This window comes from Ohessyouella blattaphilus (assembly GCF_024721265.1).
Taxonomy (GTDB): domain Bacteria; phylum Bacillota; class Clostridia; order Lachnospirales; family Lachnospiraceae; genus Aequitasia; species Aequitasia blattaphilus_A.
This window is the reverse complement of sequence record NZ_JAMXOC010000003.1, coordinates 101,852-118,277: the sequence shown is the minus strand read 5'-3', so window position 1 is coordinate 118,277 and position 16,426 is coordinate 101,852. Positions and strand designations below refer to the sequence as shown.

Annotated in this window: 17 protein-coding genes and 1 other RNA gene; 14 read left to right on the top strand and 4 right to left on the bottom strand. The window is 44.6% G+C overall.

Going from position 1 to position 16,426, the window contains the following annotated elements; genetic code table 11:
- Nucleotides 1-18 precede the first annotated feature (18 nt).
- The gene (locus NHH16_RS04070) at nt 19-1,188 is read right to left on the bottom strand and encodes a ribose-phosphate pyrophosphokinase (protein WP_262068333.1); all 1,170 of its coding nucleotides are present in this window, start codon (nt 1,186-1,188) and stop codon (nt 19-21) included.
- Between the two features lie 134 nt (nt 1,189-1,322).
- Between NHH16_RS04070 and der the strand changes: the two genes are divergently transcribed.
- The 9 genes from der (at nt 1,323) to rnpB (ending at nt 7,452) form a co-directional block, all read left to right on the top strand.
- On the top strand, nt 1,323-2,645 hold the full coding sequence (gene der, locus NHH16_RS04065) for a ribosome biogenesis GTPase Der (RefSeq protein ID WP_262068332.1): 1,323 nt from the start codon (nt 1,323-1,325) through the stop codon (nt 2,643-2,645).
- A gap of 9 nt (nt 2,646-2,654) precedes the next feature.
- Nucleotides 2,655-3,308 carry a glycerol-3-phosphate 1-O-acyltransferase PlsY gene (plsY, locus tag NHH16_RS04060; RefSeq protein WP_262068331.1) on the top strand — a complete coding sequence of 218 codons (654 nt, stop codon included), beginning with the start codon at nt 2,655-2,657 and terminating at the stop codon, nt 3,306-3,308.
- A 2-nt stretch (nt 3,309-3,310) separates the two neighbouring features.
- Nucleotides 3,311-4,324 carry an NAD(P)H-dependent glycerol-3-phosphate dehydrogenase gene (locus tag NHH16_RS04055; RefSeq protein ID WP_262068330.1) on the top strand — a complete coding sequence of 338 codons (1,014 nt, stop codon included), beginning with the start codon at nt 3,311-3,313 and terminating at the stop codon, nt 4,322-4,324.
- Between the two features lie 2 nt (nt 4,325-4,326).
- Nucleotides 4,327-4,701, top strand: a complete 375-nt coding sequence (locus NHH16_RS04050) for a CidA/LrgA family protein (protein WP_262068329.1) — start codon at nt 4,327-4,329, stop codon at nt 4,699-4,701.
- Nucleotides 4,698-5,375, top strand: coding sequence for an LrgB family protein (locus NHH16_RS04045; protein ID WP_262068328.1), 678 nt, complete (start codon nt 4,698-4,700; stop codon nt 5,373-5,375). Before NHH16_RS04050 ends, NHH16_RS04045 begins: the two co-directional genes overlap by 4 nt.
- A 48-nt stretch (nt 5,376-5,423) precedes the next feature.
- A complete protein-coding gene (locus NHH16_RS04040; RefSeq protein ID WP_262068327.1) occupies nt 5,424-5,900 on the top strand; it encodes a MogA/MoaB family molybdenum cofactor biosynthesis protein in 477 nt (158 codons plus the stop codon).
- A 5-nt stretch (nt 5,901-5,905) separates the two neighbouring features.
- Nucleotides 5,906-6,571, top strand: coding sequence for an MBL fold metallo-hydrolase (locus NHH16_RS04035; protein WP_262068326.1), 666 nt, complete (start codon nt 5,906-5,908; stop codon nt 6,569-6,571).
- Nucleotides 6,568-7,038 carry a ribonuclease HI gene (gene rnhA, locus NHH16_RS04030; protein ID WP_262068325.1) on the top strand — a complete coding sequence of 157 codons (471 nt, stop codon included), beginning with the start codon at nt 6,568-6,570 and terminating at the stop codon, nt 7,036-7,038. Before NHH16_RS04035 ends, rnhA begins: the two co-directional genes overlap by 4 nt.
- 68 nt (nt 7,039-7,106) lie before the next feature.
- An RNA gene (gene rnpB, locus NHH16_RS04025) (RNase P RNA component class A) lies at nt 7,107-7,452 on the top strand.
- 43 nt (nt 7,453-7,495) lie between these two features.
- On the opposite strand, the gene NHH16_RS04020 is transcribed toward rnpB, so the two are convergent.
- The 3 genes from NHH16_RS04020 to NHH16_RS04010 are packed head-to-tail and all read right to left on the bottom strand — an operon-like array spanning nt 7,496 to nt 9,421.
- The gene (locus NHH16_RS04020; protein ID WP_262068324.1) at nt 7,496-7,933 is read right to left on the bottom strand and encodes an aspartate carbamoyltransferase regulatory subunit; all 438 of its coding nucleotides are present in this window, start codon (nt 7,931-7,933) and stop codon (nt 7,496-7,498) included.
- A gap of 17 nt (nt 7,934-7,950) precedes the next feature.
- A complete protein-coding gene (gene pyrB / locus NHH16_RS04015; RefSeq protein WP_262068323.1) occupies nt 7,951-8,868 on the bottom strand; it encodes an aspartate carbamoyltransferase in 918 nt (305 codons plus the stop codon).
- Nucleotides 8,869-8,884: 16 nt separating this feature from the next.
- On the bottom strand, nt 8,885-9,421 hold the full coding sequence (locus NHH16_RS04010) for a nitroreductase family protein (RefSeq protein WP_262068322.1): 537 nt from the start codon (nt 9,419-9,421) through the stop codon (nt 8,885-8,887).
- A gap of 191 nt (nt 9,422-9,612) precedes the next feature.
- Here NHH16_RS04010 and NHH16_RS04005 point away from each other — a divergent pair, with 191 nt between their 5' ends.
- From NHH16_RS04005 to NHH16_RS03985, 5 genes are all read left to right on the top strand, one after another.
- Nucleotides 9,613-11,130, top strand: coding sequence for a CoA-acylating methylmalonate-semialdehyde dehydrogenase (locus NHH16_RS04005; protein WP_262068321.1), 1,518 nt, complete (start codon nt 9,613-9,615; stop codon nt 11,128-11,130).
- Nucleotides 11,131-11,212: 82 nt separating this feature from the next.
- The gene (locus NHH16_RS04000; RefSeq protein ID WP_262068320.1) at nt 11,213-12,055 is read left to right on the top strand and encodes a class II fructose-bisphosphate aldolase; all 843 of its coding nucleotides are present in this window, start codon (nt 11,213-11,215) and stop codon (nt 12,053-12,055) included.
- 78 nt (nt 12,056-12,133) lie between these two features.
- Nucleotides 12,134-13,078, top strand: a complete 945-nt coding sequence (locus NHH16_RS03995) for a substrate-binding domain-containing protein (RefSeq protein WP_262068319.1) — start codon at nt 12,134-12,136, stop codon at nt 13,076-13,078.
- A complete protein-coding gene (locus NHH16_RS03990; RefSeq protein WP_262068318.1) occupies nt 13,059-14,789 on the top strand; it encodes a sensor histidine kinase in 1,731 nt (576 codons plus the stop codon). The genes NHH16_RS03995 and NHH16_RS03990 overlap by 20 nt, the downstream gene beginning before the upstream one ends.
- Before the next feature lie 3 nt (nt 14,790-14,792).
- Nucleotides 14,793-16,355: a response regulator gene (locus NHH16_RS03985; protein ID WP_262068317.1), complete on the top strand. Its 1,563-nt coding sequence runs from the start codon at nt 14,793-14,795 to the stop codon at nt 16,353-16,355.
- Nucleotides 16,356-16,426: the final 71 nt, after the last annotated feature.

Below are 16,426 nucleotides of genomic sequence, written 5' to 3'. Positions count from 1 at the left end.
TTACCGGGTTTTAAAGTGTTATCGGTTATATTTTTCCAAAAGGGTTTGAATCTTCTGGGTCGGATTTAAGACGTTACTCATGGTTACATCGTGGTTAGCCGAATCGATAATCAGGGCTAAGAACTTACTTAAGTCAGCAATAATAAAGTAAGGACGCTCTTTAACTGCTGGCGGTAGGTACGTTAGGTTGGTGGTGATTACTCGGTCGATGTATCCCTTTTCGTGATAGTCGTCAAAGGCTTCAAAGCCATCTGTAAAAAGCCCGAAGGTGCTACAGATAAAGACTTTCTTAGCACCCCGTTCTTTGACCTTCTTGGCAACTTCAAGCATACTACCCCCAGAGGAAATCATATCGTCAATAACGATGACATCCTTACCCTTTAAGTCAGCGCCTAAGAACTCGTGAGAGACGATGGGATTCTTGCCATCAATGATTGTGGAGAAGTCCCGCCGCTTATAGAACATTCCCATTTCTACCCCTAGTACGTTAGAGAAGTAGATGGCGCGGTGCATCGCCCCTTCGTCAGGGCTGATAATCATTAAGTGATCCTTATCCACATGAAGATCCTTTTCTTCCCGAAGTAGGGCCTTCATAAACTGGTAAGGGGGATTAAAGCTATCGAAGCCACTTAAGGGAATGGAATTAACCACTCGTGGGTCGTGAGCATCAAAGGTAATGATGTTGTTAACGCCCATGGAAACCAGTTCTTCTAAGGCGAGAGCCGCATCTAAGGATTCTCGCTTGGTTCGCTTATGTTGCCGTCCTTCATAAAGGAAGGGCATGATTACGCTGATCCGATGAGCTTTCCCAGTGGCGGCGGAGATAATTCGCTTTAAATCTTGGTAATGGTCATCAGGGGACATGTGATTTAAGCGGCCGTTAACGGTGTAGGTAAGGCTATAGTTACAGACATCCGTCATGACAAACAAGTCTTTTCCCCGGATGGTTTCGCCAATCACACCCTTAGCTTCCCCCGAGCCAAAGCGCGGTACGGAACATTCAATTAGATAATTCTCTCGTAGATAATCACAGAAGAAAGGGGATGAAGGGTCCACACAGTCTACAGACTTTCTAAAACTAACGATATGATTGTTGATTTTCTCACCCATTTCCCGAAAGCTTTCTAGCGCCGCAATTCGTAGCGGGGCAACAGGTAGAGATTTTTCGATTAACTCAATATTTGGCATTTGACTTTCTCCTTTTTCGATACTTAATGTTATCATTTCCCAGGGCTTTTGGCAATAAAACCATGACAAAAACCTTGTTCTGAGCTATAATGTTAGAGTTAAGACAGTATATGCAAAAAGCGAGGAGATATAAGATGAGTAAACCGGTGGTAGCAATCGTTGGGAGACCAAACGTGGGAAAATCTACCCTTTTTAATTTATTAGCGGGAGAAATGATTTCGATCGTTAAAGACACACCTGGCGTCACTAGAGACCGTATTTATGCGGAGGTGAACTGGCTAGATCGGGATTTTACCTTAATAGATACTGGCGGGATTGAGCCAGATAGCAACGATATCATTCTTTCACAGATGCGCGAACAAGCCCAGATCGCCATTGACACAGCGGACGTTATTCTTTTTATCGCCGATGTAAGACAAGGGCTTGTAGATTCGGATGCGAAAGTAGCCGACATGCTGAGACGCTCTAAAAAGCCCGTACTTTTGGTAGTGAACAAGGTGGATAGTTTTTCGAAGTTTATGCCTGATGTCTACGAATTTTATAATTTGGGTATTGGCGATCCTTTGCCGATTTCCGCTGCTTCCAGGCTAGGTATCGGGGATATGCTAGATGCGGTTATCGCCCATTTCCCAGCCAATGAGACGGAAGAGGAAGACGATGACAGGCCAAGAGTAGCCATTGTGGGAAAACCCAATGTTGGGAAATCATCAATTATCAATAAGCTTTTAGGTGAAGAGCGGGTCATCGTTTCCGATATTGCCGGAACGACCCGGGATGCCATTGATACGACGATTAAGCATGACGGCAAAGAGTACGTCTTTATCGACACCGCTGGGCTTCGCCGGAAGAGTAAGATTAAAGAAGAGCTAGAGCGCTACAGCATTATTCGAACCGTTACCGCTGTCGAACGGGCAGATGTGGTTCTAGTGGTGATTGATGCTGTAGAAGGCATTACGGAACAGGATGCGAAAATCGCTGGGATTGCCCACGAGCGCGGTAAGGGTGTGATTATCGTGGTCAATAAGTGGGATGCAATTGAAAAGAACAATAAGACCGTGAAGGAATACGAGCACGAAGTGCGCCGGGTCTTATCGTTTATGCCCTACGCCGAGATTATGTTCGTGTCAGCTAGCACTGGCCAACGACTGATTAAGCTCTACGATATGATCGATATCGTTATTGCTAACCAAAATATGCGAATCGCCACGGGAGTTCTCAATGAGATTATGGCGGAAGCGGTAGCCATGCAACAGCCGCCTTCTGATAAGGGCAAGCGCTTAAAGCTATATTACATTACCCAAGTAGCCGTCAAGCCCCCGACCTTTGTTATCTTTGTCAATGACAAGGAGTTAATGCATTTTTCATATACTCGTTATCTGGAAAATAAGATTCGGGAAGCCTTTGGCTTTAAGGGAACCTCTCTTAAGTTCTTTATCAGAGAAAGAAAGGAAAAGTAAGTTAGAGTTATGGAAAGAGTACTTTGTTTATTAATCGGCTATGTGTTTGGTCTTTTTCAGACCAGTTATCTCTATGGGAAGATGCATGGTATCGACATTCGAGAAACGGGAAGTGGCAACGCGGGTACTACCAACGCCCTTAGAACTCTGGGAAAAAGGGCAGGCATCATTACCCTTTTGGGAGATGCTTTTAAGTGTGTGTTGGCGGTGGTCGTAGTTCATTTGCTATATCGCAGTTCTCGGCCAGAGATGTTACCTTTGCTTTCAATGTACGCAGGCTTCGGCGCCGTTCTCGGTCACAATTACCCCATCCAATTAGGGTTTAAAGGCGGCAAAGGTATTGCAGCTACGGCTGGTATTATTCTCTCGACGACTAATGTGTGGGTGGTTCTTATCTGTCTAGCTGCGTTTATTGCGATTGTAGCCACTACTCGTTACGTATCGGTGGGTTCGTTAGTCATCGTGACTATTTATCTGATTAGCGTGATTGTCCGTATATACACGGGATCCTATAACACCAGTCCTAAGTACTACTGGGAGATGATCTTGATTGCGACGCTTTTTCTTATTTCCGCAGTGCTAAAGCACCGAGAGAACATCAAGCGTCTTTTAAATGGAACAGAAAATAAAATTAGTTTTAGCTCAAAGAAAAAGGAGGTTTAATCATGGCAAACGTAGGTATGGTAGGTGCTGGTAGTTGGGGAACAGCCTTAGCGATTTTACTTAGTAACAACGGACACGACGTAGAAGTTTGGTCCATTGACGAGAAGGAAGTGGCGGATTTAAACCGGGATCATGAGCATAAGGCGAAGTTGCCAGGGGTGAAGATTCCTGAGGATATTACTTTTACTACGGATTTAGAACACGCCGTTACGGGAAAAGAATTTATTGTGATGGCGGTGCCTTCTGTCTTTACAAGAGGGACAGCAGCTAAGATGAAGCCCTATATTAAAGAGGGACAGATTATCGTCAATGTTGCCAAGGGCATCGAAGACGATACGCTGATGACGCTTTCCGAGCAAATCGAGGAAGAACTCCCAATGGCCGACGTGGCGGTGCTTTCCGGACCGAGTCATGCCGAAGAAGTTAGCCGCGGTCTGCCGACAACAATCGTTGTTGGTGCCAAATCCAAGGAAACGGCAGAACTTTTACAGAAAGCCTTTATCAACAAGGTGTTTAGAGTATACATTAGCTCAGATATCGAAGGCATTGAACTAGGTGGTTCTCTTAAGAACGTAATCGCTCTGGCTGCTGGTATTGCCGATGGCATGGGCTATGGGGACAATACGAAGGCCGCCCTGATTACCAGGGGCATTACCGAGATTTCTCGCCTAGGAATTGCTATGGGTGGCAAAGCGGAGACGTTTTCCGGGCTAACGGGTATTGGCGATTTGATCGTTACCTGTGCCAGCGTTCACAGCCGTAACCGTAAGGCTGGTTTCCTAATGGGACAAGGGAAAACCATGGAAGAAGCGATGGCTGAGGTTAACATGGTGGTAGAAGGTGTGTATTCGACTAAGGCCGCCGTTAAGTTAGGCAAAAAATATAACGTGAGCTTACCGATTATCGAAGAGGTTAATAAGGTGCTTTTTGATGGTAAGAATCCTCAGGATGCCGTTAATGAACTAATGCTTCGCAGTAGTTCATCGGAGCACGGATCCATGGAGTGGAGCAAATAAAAATGAAGGTTTTAAAACAAATTGGAATTATCTTCCTGGTCTGCCTACTGTCGGAGGGGATAAAGATGTTACTCCCTTTTTCCTTTCCCAGTAGCGTGATTGCCATTCTGCTTTTAACGGCATTCTTAGGGCTGCGAATTATTAAAGAAAAGCAGATAAAGGAGACAGGTGATTTCCTTCTAGAAAACATGGGCATTGTCTTTGTGCCTTTAAATGTCACAATTGTTGAACAACTAAAGCTTTTAGAGGGCCAGCTGGTACAGTTTTTTATCGTGGCGATAGCCTCCCTTTTCCTTTCTTTTTTTGTCACGTATTTTACCGTACGTTTTGTACAAATACTGATGGGAAAAATGGATGCTAGAAGGGAGCGGTCATGAAAGAGTTGTGGGCAAATCCCTTATTTGGCGCCTGCCTTACCATTGTCACGTTTGCACTGGCGCGCATGCTTAACGAACGTCTAAAAACACCCCTAGCCAATCCGATTTTAATCGCGTCTTTACTTTGTATTGGGTTTCTAGGTATTCTAGGGATTCCCGTTGAGGATTATCAGGTAGGCGGGGCTTTTATTGAAATGTTTTTGCTACCGGTAACGGCCATCCTTGGTTTGGCTGTTTATAGGCAGCGAGAGATTCTTAAAAGAGATTTTTTCCCAGTGGTAATCGGCTGCTTTGTGGGTAGTCTCACCTCCATTGTCAGCACGATGGCTCTAGGGAAGCTTTTCAGGCTAGATGAGGTTCTTACAGCTTCTTTGATACCAAAGTCAGTAACGACGGCCATTGCCATTGATCTGTCTGAACAATTAGGCGGGTTAAAGGGAATTACCATTATGTCGGTTATTATCTGCGGGGTCTGTGGAGCAGCCTTTCATCCGTTACTTATTAAGCTTTTTAAGCTGGATAACAAGGTGGCAAGAGGAGTGGCCATCGGCACAACTTCTCATTCGGCGGGGACCACATCCGCCCTTCAGTTAGGAGAAATCGAAGGAGCGATTAGCGGTGTTTCTATGGGAATAGCGGGAATTTCCGCCGTTATTATTGCATTATTTCTATAATTAGTTTAAAATTTAAGTCAGTAAATCATAAATACGGAGGTCCTTAAAATGAGGGTTGCTATTATTACAGCTAGTACGGAAGTATATAGAGAAAAGGAAATAGACAGAAGTGGAGAACTATTGAAAAGCTATCTGCAAGAAGAGAGCGACTGTGAAGTGGTTTTCATGAAAGCGTTACCTAATGACCGGGAGGTGATAGGTACAGTACTTCAGCGTATGGCAGATGGAGCTTTGGCGGATTTGGTTCTAACGACTGGTGGTGCCGGCTGTAATCCCGAGGATTATACCCCTGAGGCAACGATGGATATTTGTGACCGTTTAGTACCAGGAATTCCAGAAGGCATGCGAGCGTATACCATGACGAAGACTAAAAGAGCCATGCTTAACCGTGGGGTTGCCGGTATTCGTAAGCAGACATTAATCGTCAATCTCCCAGGTAAAGCCAAAGCGGCACTTTCTTGCCTAAAGTATCTCTTACCGGAGCTTGATCACGCTTGCGCTGTTATCGGTAGTGAGGGCGAATAATTTTGATGAAGGTAACGTATATTTATCATTCGGCTTTCCTAGTAGAGACTGATCATCACGTTCTGATTTTCGACTACTATAAAGGGAAGCTACCGGAGTTTGACCAGACAAAGCCAGTCTACGCTTTTGCCAGTCACGCTCATTTTGATCACTACAATAAAGAGATTCTTACTTGGGGAGCGACCTGTATCCTTGCTGATGATATCGTCGCTGATAAGAGTGAAAACATTCACTTTATCGGTCCTGATATGAGTATGACTCTCGGTGATATTAAGATTCAGACGCTGCGCTCTACCGATGAGGGCGTAGCGTTTTTAGTGGCGTGCGAAGGTAAAAAGCTCTACTTTGCCGGCGATCTTAATTGGTGGCACTGGCGGGAAGAAAGCGATGCCTACAATCAGGAGATGGCCAGGAACTACCAAAGGGAAATAGACAAGTTAAAGGGTGAGCACATCGATCTTGCCTTTATTCCCCTAGATCCGCGCCTAGAAGATGCTTACTATCTGGGTCTTGATTACTTTATGAAGCAGACGGATACGGACGTAGTTATCCCGATGCACATGTGGGGAAAGTATCAGATTCAAGAGCGATTACATCACGATCAGAGAGCGGCTTCGTATCAGAGTAAGGTAAAAGAAATCGTCAGTAAAGGAGATAGTTTTCTACTATGAAAGTAAAGATCTATACAGATGGTTCGGCTAGAGGGAATCCTGATGGTCCTGGGGGCTATGGGGTAGTTATCGAGTACGTGGATGGCAAAGGCGAGCTCCATGTAAAGGAACTCTCGGAAGGGTTTGTCAAAACCACGAATAACCGGATGGAATTATTAGGCGTAATTAAAGGGCTAGAGGCTCTTAATCGCCCTTGCGAAGTAGAGGTGTATTCGGATTCTCAGTACGTAATCAAGGCCTTTAATGAAGGGTGGTTAGCGAACTGGCTTAAGACCGATTGGAAGAAAGGAAAGGTCAAGAATATCGACCTTTGGAAACGATTATTAGCTGCTACAGGAAAGCATCAGATTACTTGGAACTGGGTAAAGGGCCACGACGGTCACCCCCAGAATGAGCGCTGTGATGAGTTGGCGACAACAGCAGCTGACGGCGACAATCTCTTGGTGGATGAAGGAGTTAGTAATTAACAAAGAATAGGTGACTGGGAAAAGGTCAGAGAAGTTCTGGCAGTTTCCCAGTCATCTATGGATGACTTTTAGTAAACCAGCTGATCGCGGCTGCAAGTGCCGAAAGGCCGCAGGCGAGGAAAGTCCGGGCTTCATAGGGCAGGATGCCGGATAACGTCCGGTGGAGGCGACTCCCAGGCTAGTGCAACAGAAATATACCGCCACAATACGTGGTAAGGTTGGAAGGGCAGTGTAAGAGACTACCGCCTCTTTGGTAACAAAGAGGGCATATGTAAACCCCATTCGAAGCAAGACCGAATAAAGACAATGCGGCGGCCCGTCGCGTCTTAGGTAGGTCGCTCGAGCCTATCGGTAACGGTAGGCCTAGATAGATGATCGGCAGATACAGAACCCGGCTTACGGTTTGCTAAAAAAGGAGACGCGCGTCATTTCGACGTGCGTCTCTTTAAATGCAATTCTATTCAAATTTTTCTTCGCAGTACTTACAGCGATACGTTTTTGTCTCCTTATCCGTTAGGCAGAAGATTTGTTCAAGCTCTTGTTCAATGGAAGTGATACACCGCGGGTTGCGGCACTTAATCACATTTTTAATCTCCTTTGGCAGATGCAAAGTCATTTTCTCGACGATTTCTTCGTCTTTAATAATATTCACGGTGATTTCATGATCGATAAATCCTAGAATATCCATATCGATAATATCGATGGGACATTCGATTTTCATAATGTCCTTTTTCCCCATCTTATTGGAGCTAGCATTTTTAATAATTGCGACTACGCAGTCTAGTTTTCCTAGATCAAGATACTTATAGATATCCATACTCCGTCCGGCCTGTATATGATCGAGAACAAAGCCTTCGGAGATTCTTCCAACATTTAATTGATTTTTAATAGCCATATTCTTTTCCCCCTCTTTTAGACCGTAATGTTAAGCAGATTCAAGATTAACGCCATCCGGATATAGACACCGTACTGGGCTTGTTTAAAGTAGGCGGCTCGCGGATCGTTATCTACTTCAATCGAGATTTCATTCACTCGGGGAAGGGGATGTAAGACGTACATTTCCTCAGGCGCTTTTGCCATCTTTTCGGCATCTAAGATATAGAAATCCTTCATGCGAATATAGTCGTCCTCGTTAAAGAAACGTTCCTTTTGAACCCTGGTCATATAGAGGAAATCAAGTTCAGGTAAAGCTTCTTCAATACGAATCACTTCTTTGTACTTAATGTTCTTTTTATCTAATACGTCCTCTTTAATATAGTCAGGAAGGCGTAGCTCTTTTGGTGAAATTAAGTAAAACTCTATTCCCTCATACCGAGAGAGGGCGTAGATAAGTGAGTGAACCGTGCGGCCGAACTTAAGATCGCCGCATAGCCCGATGGTCAAGTTATTGATGCGACCCTTTAATGAGCGGATAGTAAGCAAATCGGTTAAGGTTTGGGTAGGGTGTTGATGCCCACCATCACCGGCGTTAATTACAGGAATGGATGAATACTTGCTGGCCACTAGCGGCGCACCCTCTTTGGGATGACGCATAGCGGCGATATCTGCATAACAAGATACCGTACGGATGGTATCGGCTACGCTTTCGCCTTTGGCAGCGGAAGAGGAGTCAGCGGAAGAAAATCCCAATACGCTTCCGCCGAGATTAAGCATCGCGGCCTCATGGCTTAAGCGAGTTCTGGTGCTAGCCTCGTAAAAGAGGGTGGCTAATTTTTTACCCTCGCAAGCATGGGCGTATTTATCTGGATTATTCTCTATATCATTGGCAACGTTCATTAATGTATCTAATTCCTCGACAGAAAAGTCTAGAGGACTGATCAGATGTCTCATGGTAACCTCCTATGTTTTAAATAAATGTTAACAGTTCGTCCGCAGTTTTTCGCTTAGGTGCCTGAGGTGATTCATCAGGATAACCGATAGCGATAAGAGCGGCAATTTCCCGGTCCTCGGGGAGGTTAATCAGCTCTGCCACCTTATCTTCGTCATATATCCCCATAATGACGGTTCCTAGTCCAGCGTCTTTAGCAGCTAAGCAAAACGTGGCGGCGGCAATTCCCGCATCAAAATTCTCCCACTTATTCTCCCGAGTGGTAGAGTAAGAACCGTCTCTTTCGTAGCCGCTGCGACCTTTGATAAAGGTTAAGGCAACTAGCGTGCTGGCGGTTTCGACGATTCGCGCATTGAAGCTAGGAAGGGCTGTTTCCTTTATTTTGGACAAAATATAAGAATCCTCAATTGCTAGATAACGTACAATCTGAGAATTCTTCCAGGATGGTGCAAAAGCAGCCACTTGAATAATGGAGGAAAGGGTATCGTGATCAATCGCTTGATCTTTAAACTGTCTGACACTTCTTCTTTCTTTAATACAAACATTAGTCTCCATAAAAGTACTCCTTTATAAATTTTCTTACAGATAATCATATAATAATCGGTCTTTAGTTTCAAGTTATACTTATTTAATTTTAAAAAATCAAAATTTACTATTGCAAAACATGAGTAAGTGTACTATGATGTTATCAAGAGTTAACCAAAAGATTACCAAAGGATTGCAAAAGGTAAGGAAAGTGAGGAATTATGGCTACGAATGATGTAAAAAGATTGAGACCGTTTATTAATGGAGAGTTTATTGAATCAAAAACAGAAGTATATAACGATGCTTTTGATCCTAGTACAGGCGAGGTGATTGCCAAGGTGCCATGTTGTACAGCAGCAGAAGTAGAGCAAGCGATTGCCAGTGCTAAAGAAGCGTATAAAGGCTGGTCAGCGACCCCGGTTATTAAAAGAGTTCAAGTGCTTTATAAGATGCGGGATTTAATCGAACAAAATATCGATGAGTTGACAGAGTTATTAGCTAGAGAAAATGGAAAAGCTTGGGCAGAGGCTAAAGGCGATGTTCTGAAGGCAAAAGAAGGTACCGAGCAAGCGATTGCCGCTCCGTCACTAATGATGGGTGAAAGCTTGATGGATGCTTCATCGGGTTTTGATACTGTTTTATATAACGAACCGTTAGGCGTTTTTGCCGGTATCGTTCCTTATAATTTCCCAGCGATGATTCCTATGGGATGGATGGCACCGATGTGTATCGCCTGTGGTAATACGATTGTTATTAAAGCAGCAACCTTTGTACCTCAAAGCGCGCTAAGATTTGCTGAGCTATATAAGGAAGCGGGCTTGCCAGACGGCGTCTTAAATATTGTAACCTGCTCCAGAAACGAAGCGGAAATATTCTTGAATCACCCAGATGTAAAAGGTGTTTCCTTTGTGGGATCAACCTCTGTTGGTAAGCATATCTATAAAACTGCAGCTGGAAACGGCAAGCGTGTTCAGGCTTTATGTGAAGCTAAGAATCACGCCCTAGTACTTGAGGATGCACCGATTGAGCGAACCGCTGCCGGAATTATTAATTCTGCTTTTGGTTGTGGTGGACAGCGCTGTATGGCTTTGCCAGCTATCGTTGTGCAAGAAAGTATTGCGGATGCTTTAGTGGCTAAGATTAAAGAGTTAGCCCAGAAGTTAGTGGTTGGCCCAGCATATGATAAGGCCTCACAGTTAGGGCCGGTTATTAATGCCAATCACCAAAAATCTGTAAATGATTGGATTCAAAAAGGTATCGATGAAGGTGCCAAGGTAGTTCTTGACGGACGCCAAACGGTGGTTGAAGGTTATGAGAACGGCTTTTATATCGGCCCCACAATTTTAGATGAAGTGACGCCAGAAATGTCCGTAGGACAAAAGGAGATCTTTGGTCCAGTTCTTTGTGTTAAGAGGGTGAAAACCTTTGAAGAAGGACTAAAACTGATGAATGACAATGAGTTTGCGAACGGTTCGGTTATTTATACCCAAAACGGTTACTATTCAAGAGAGTTTGCAAGACATACCGATGGCGGTATGGTTGGTATTAACGTGGGTATCCCTGTACCAGTGGGCATGTTCCCCTTCTCTGGACATAAGAATTCATTCTTTGGTGATTTACACTGTCTAGGTAAAGACGGTTACCGTTTCTATACAGAGACAAAAGTAGTGACCACCCGTTGGTTTGATGAAGAGGAAGCGAAGAAAGAAGAGACCTCAACCTGGGATGGCACAATCTAAGAAGTCCCAAGGACTTTCCTGTTTCTAATAAAAAAGGAAGCTCAACCAAAAGGTTGAGCTTCCGCCTATAAGGAGACAAATTATGGCTTTAGTAAAGATGAAAGAACTTTTAGAGGGAGCGAAAAAAGAAGGACGTGGAATAGGGGCTTTTAGCGTAGGTAACCTGGAAATGGTAATGGGGGCTGTCAAAGCTGCAGAAGAGCTGGCGACCCCGATTATTTTGCAGATAGCAGAGGTTAGGCTACCCCATGCGCCGTTAGCGCTTATCGGTCCGCTGATGGTGGCGGCCGCCAAGGAAGCGAAAGTACCGATGGCGGTACACCTAGATCACGGACTAGAGTATAGTACGATTAAAGAAGCCTTGGATATAGGCTTTACTTCGGTAATGCTGGATGCTTCGCGAGATAGCTTCGAGGAAAATATCCGTAAAACCCAGGAAGTGGTAAAGTTAGCTGGGCAATACGGGGCTACAGTGGAGGCAGAGCTAGGTCTAGTAGGCGGTAGTGAGGATGGTAGTACCGATCACGGCGTAAAGTGCACCAATCCCCAGGACGCCTTAACTTTTTGTCGGGAGACGGGTGTGGACGCTTTGGCAGTTGCCATCGGCAATGCTCATGGTGATTACCCGGTAGCTCCAACGTTAAGATTTGACGTGTTACAAGAAATAAAAGACTTGGTATCTTGTCCATTGGTATTACACGGCGGTAGCGGTATTACCGACCGGGATTTTCAAAAGGCAATCGCTTGTGGTATTACGAAGGTAAATATCGCCACGGCGAGCTTTAACGCGGTGACAAAAAGTGCTGAAGAGTATTTGCAAAGCGCTGGCAAGCATAACTATTTTGCGCTAAACGAGGCGATGGTAAAAGGGACCTACGAGAATGTTAAGCGACATATTGAAATCTTTAACACTTTAGAAGTGTAGGATAATCTGCTATGATATTTATTATCATAGCAGATTTTTAATAGAGAGAATTCTATCGTAGAGAGTTGGGGAACGAGAATGAGAAAAAGAATGATTATGTCAGCGTTAGTAGTGCTGATGGTGTTACTGATTTGGGGATGCAGTAACCGTGATGAGTCGAAACAAGAGGCGGCAGAAGAGTATGTTATCGGGGTGGTAGCCAAGTCGGGGACGAGTGAATACTGGATGTCGGTTCGCTCAGGTATGGAAGCAGCTGCCAAAAAGTATGGGGCTCGGGTGATGTTTTTTGCACCGGAAGCGGAAGATAATTTAGAGGCACAGGAGAAGTATATCGACGAGTTACTTAAGCGAAAGGTTGATGTGTTGGCAATTTCGCCGATTGATGCCTTTGGCGAGCCGACGTACGTTAAGCTGGCTAAAGATAAGGGCGTGCCGATTGTCGCCTTTGATTCTGCGTACGCAGATTTAGATATCCCTTATATTGGCATCGATAATGAGCAAGCAGGCTACGAGATGGCCAAGTACTTGGCGAAGAAATTAGATTATTCCGGTGAAATCGGTATTGTCTCGGGAGAGCTTAACCAGATGTGTCATAAGGAACGAGTGGCAGGGGCCAGAAGATATATTGATTCTCAACCAGATATGCAGATTGCTTATGTGGAAAGCGGATATTCCGGAGCGAAGATGTCTGGGGAAATCATTGCCGCCCAGCGCCAAAAGTATCCCGGGGTTAAAGGTCTTGTGGTCACCAGTGCGGTGACCGCTTTAGGAATTATCGAGAGCTCAGAAGCAGGGACGATGAAAATCGTCTCAATCGACGTTCAAAAAGATGCAATCTTAGCGCTAAAAAACAAGCGGATTAGCGGTCTGGTTGCTCAGTCGGGATACGATATCGGTTATGAGACCGTTCGCTACGTGGACGCTTTACGCAAAGGAGAGGCGAAAGAGAACCAAGTGGTTCTCGACGCAGATTTTTTGACGCCAGAAAATGTGGAGGGTTACCTTGAAGAGTATACGTATTAAAATTTTGGTTTCGATTTTCTTTATTACGGTTATCACCACCCTGGCAATTACGGTTGTTTTTTATCAAAAGGCAGCGGATACGATTGAAGATAATTATATCTTATCTAACCAACAGCGAAATCGTCAGTTGATTGAAAGCCTTGACCAATCGATGCAAGAGGTTCTTCATATTTCGGTAGAAGCCTCTTGTGATCCGGAATTAAAGAGGAAAACTCACGAATACACAGTTAATCAAAAGGATCAGACGTTAGAGGAAATTGCAGAGATCTTGAAGATGTACTATAAGCAGAATGCGGCCATTTCCTCCTACCATTTAATCATTCCTAGCCAGCAAGTCTTAGTCACGTCAGAGGCGTATCCGATTTTTCGCAAGGTAATCGAAAAGCGAAATATTGAGGCTATCATCAGAGAATCCCAAGAGAAGGCGGGTCCCTTTTTATTGAAAAGCTTAATTAGCGGGAAGCCTTCCCAGCTTGCCTTTGTGGAAGAGGTGGCGGTGAATGGAGAAGTCCTAGGGTATCTGTGTGCGAATATAGAAGAACGGTCTTTATACTATAATTATCTCTCGGAGATGAAGACGGAAGCGGTGGAAGAGGTGATGCTTCTCGACGTAGAAGATAAAATTATTTCTTCCGATAACGCGGAGCAAGTCGGTACGGCATCTCACCTTCAGGTGGAAAGAGGGGCCGCCGATAAGCGAACGGAGTTAGTTAGTCTTGATGAGGATAATATCTATTTCTATTCAAGAGCCTATTTCTCGGGCTGTGCCCTCTATATCTCGGCAGATAGGGAGAGTGTACTCGGGGACTTGACTCAGCTACGTCTTTACTATACGGGGATATTTCTTACTTTTTTACTGATAGCGGCAATTTTGGCATTTTATCTAGCACAAATGATCTACCGACCCATTAAGCAGTTGACGACTACGGTAAAGCAGGTTTCAGAAGGAAACCTTGAAACGAGAGCTGACATTACCTCAAAGGATGAAATCGGGACGTTGTCAGAAGAATTCAACCAGATGTTAGATCATATCGAGGAGCTGATCGAGCAGGTGATTGAAAAGGAGAAGCTAAAAAAGGATGCTGAATTAGAGGCTCTGCAGTATCAAGTGACGCCTCATTTTATGTACAATACTCTAAACGCTATTAAATACTCGGCAAAGATTAAAGGGGAACAGGAACTAGCGGGGTTAATCGAGAACTTTGTGGAGCTATTGCAAGCCAGTATCAGCAAAAAAGGGGCTTTTTTAACGGTGACGGAAGAGCTGTATATTCTTGAGAACTATATCCGTTTGCAGGAATTTAGGAGCCACGCGACTATTCAGATGCGCTGTGAAATCTCTGAGGAAGCCCAGAGCTGCTTAATCCCTCGTTTGCTATTGCAGCCACTGGTGGAGAATTCCTTGTTGCACGGTATTGACTTAAAGGAAAATAACGGGGTCATCAAGATAACGGCGAAGGTAGAAGAAGAGGTTTTGTATCTGGAGGTTAGCGACAACGGTCGCGGAATCAGCCAAGAGAAAATTACTCAGCTTTTATATAAGAAAACGAAGAAGACAAAAGGTTTTACGGCTATTGGTATTCCCAATATTTTGGAGCGCCTCAAATTGTATTACGGGGAACGAGCCGGTATGGATTACCGAAGTGATGTGCCGGGAACAACGGTAATTATCCATTTGCCAAAAGAGGTATACGATGATCAAGAGGAGTAAGAGATGTTAAAGACGATGTTGGTTGATGATGATTATTTAGTAAGAAGCTATTTGAAAACGTTGCCGGCTTGGCAGAATGCCGGTTTTGAAATATCCTCTGATGTGCGAGACGGGGAAGAGGCTTTAAATGTCTTACAGACCCATCCAGTGGATCTAATCGTTACCGATATCTCAATGCCGCTAATGGACGGAATTGAGCTAATTCGCAAGGTGCGTGAGCAGGATTCTCAGGTGTATATTATCGTTCTCAGCTGCCACGATGACTTTGAATTTGTGAAAGAGGCGATGAAGCTAGGGGCTGATGAGTACGTTTTGAAAAATACTCTTGAAGACGAAAATCTCCAGCCGTTACTGGCTCAGGCGAAAAAGAAAATATCTGAACGAAAGCAACAGAAAACCGGGAAAAGTGAGGCGAGCGAACCTTTAGCCAAGGAACATGAGGAAGCGTCCTTTTTGTTTTTTAATAAGATTCTCTCAGGGGTATCCGCTGAAGAAGTAGAGAAAATGCGAAAAAGTGTGGGTATTTCCTATCCCTTCCACAATTGTGCCGTAATCAGCATGAGCATTGATCAGGAGAATCCTGAGCAGTGGTTTGAACTGGAAATGGAAAAATATTTCCGCGAGTTTTATCAGCGCTTTTGCGACGGGTTTACCAAGGTCAAGGAAGAAGAGGATTTGCACTGCGAGGTGGTTTACCTTGGGGCAGGGGTGTTCTGCTGCTTTTTAGACTTATCGGAAGAGAGACGGAGCAGTGTCATGAGCCAGCGTCTTATTCAAGCGGCAACGGCCTGTTACCGTATCTGTAAGGACGAACCGTATGTTTTTCGGATCGGTGCCAGTAGTATTTGCATGGGTGGCCAAGCGGTTAGACAGGCTTATCAGCAATCCCGAGAAGCGCTCAAAATGGGCTTCTATGAAGAAAAGCAGATTTTATATTACGTGAACGATCGCCGCATGAGCAAGGTCCTTCCGAAAAAAGCGGAAGAGTTTCTGAAGGAAGCAAACACCCTGTTTTACAAAAAAGGCCAAGACGAATTTTGGGCTCGGAGCTTGAAAGTAGGGCGGGCCTTTGAAGAGGAGCAAACCCAGAGTCGTACGGTTGTTCAGTGGTTGCGAACCTTACAGGAAATTGTTGACGTGAAAGTAGAGGCACCAGAAGCGATTCGCAGCATGAAACAGGTTTACGACGTCTTAAGGAACATGGCCGAAAAGGCGAATACCAAGGATTGTACAGCGATTCCATCAGAGGTCAAAGGCACCGTCAGAGCCGCGGCAGAATACGTATTGGAGCACTACAAAGAACCGATTGGCCTGACGGAAGTAGCAGAAGTGGTGGGGGTTAATTCTTCTTATTTGAGCTATATCTTTTCCCAAGAAATGGCCATGGGCTTCTCGGCCTTTCTATTAAAGCAGCGAATGAAATGTGCCAAAAGGATGCTGCGCGAAACCAACTACAAAATTAGAGAGGTGGCGGAGCAGTCGGGATTTAACGACTATCACCATTTTGCCAAAACCTTTAAAAAAACCACCGGCGTAAGCCCGGCCGAATATCGAAAAGGGAATTAAAATGTTAAGCACCAGGTATCACTAGTAAATAGTGGTACCTGATTTTTTTACACAAAAAAATGACACAAAAA

What these genes read in the sequence shown, in the direction of transcription:
- NHH16_RS04070 (WP_262068333.1), bottom strand. Translation starts at nt 1,188, where the DNA reads ATGCCAAATATTGAGTTAATCGAAAAATCTCTACCTGTTGCCCCGCTA.
- der (WP_262068332.1), top strand. Translation starts at nt 1,323, where the DNA reads ATGAGTAAACCGGTGGTAGCAATCGTTGGGAGACCAAACGTGGGAAAA.
- plsY (WP_262068331.1), top strand. Translation starts at nt 2,655, where the DNA reads ATGGAAAGAGTACTTTGTTTATTAATCGGCTATGTGTTTGGTCTTTTT.
- NHH16_RS04055 (WP_262068330.1), top strand. Translation starts at nt 3,311, where the DNA reads ATGGCAAACGTAGGTATGGTAGGTGCTGGTAGTTGGGGAACAGCCTTA.
- NHH16_RS04050 (WP_262068329.1), top strand. Translation starts at nt 4,327, where the DNA reads ATGAAGGTTTTAAAACAAATTGGAATTATCTTCCTGGTCTGCCTACTG.
- NHH16_RS04045 (WP_262068328.1), top strand. Translation starts at nt 4,698, where the DNA reads ATGAAAGAGTTGTGGGCAAATCCCTTATTTGGCGCCTGCCTTACCATT.
- NHH16_RS04040 (WP_262068327.1), top strand. Translation starts at nt 5,424, where the DNA reads ATGAGGGTTGCTATTATTACAGCTAGTACGGAAGTATATAGAGAAAAG.
- NHH16_RS04035 (WP_262068326.1), top strand. Translation starts at nt 5,906, where the DNA reads ATGAAGGTAACGTATATTTATCATTCGGCTTTCCTAGTAGAGACTGAT.
- rnhA (WP_262068325.1), top strand. Translation starts at nt 6,568, where the DNA reads ATGAAAGTAAAGATCTATACAGATGGTTCGGCTAGAGGGAATCCTGAT.
- NHH16_RS04020 (WP_262068324.1), bottom strand. Translation starts at nt 7,933, where the DNA reads ATGGCTATTAAAAATCAATTAAATGTTGGAAGAATCTCCGAAGGCTTT.
- pyrB (WP_262068323.1), bottom strand. Translation starts at nt 8,868, where the DNA reads ATGAGACATCTGATCAGTCCTCTAGACTTTTCTGTCGAGGAATTAGAT.
- NHH16_RS04010 (WP_262068322.1), bottom strand. Translation starts at nt 9,421, where the DNA reads ATGGAGACTAATGTTTGTATTAAAGAAAGAAGAAGTGTCAGACAGTTT.
- NHH16_RS04005 (WP_262068321.1), top strand. Translation starts at nt 9,613, where the DNA reads ATGGCTACGAATGATGTAAAAAGATTGAGACCGTTTATTAATGGAGAG.
- NHH16_RS04000 (WP_262068320.1), top strand. Translation starts at nt 11,213, where the DNA reads ATGGCTTTAGTAAAGATGAAAGAACTTTTAGAGGGAGCGAAAAAAGAA.
- NHH16_RS03995 (WP_262068319.1), top strand. Translation starts at nt 12,134, where the DNA reads ATGAGAAAAAGAATGATTATGTCAGCGTTAGTAGTGCTGATGGTGTTA.
- NHH16_RS03985 (WP_262068317.1), top strand. Translation starts at nt 14,793, where the DNA reads ATGTTAAAGACGATGTTGGTTGATGATGATTATTTAGTAAGAAGCTAT.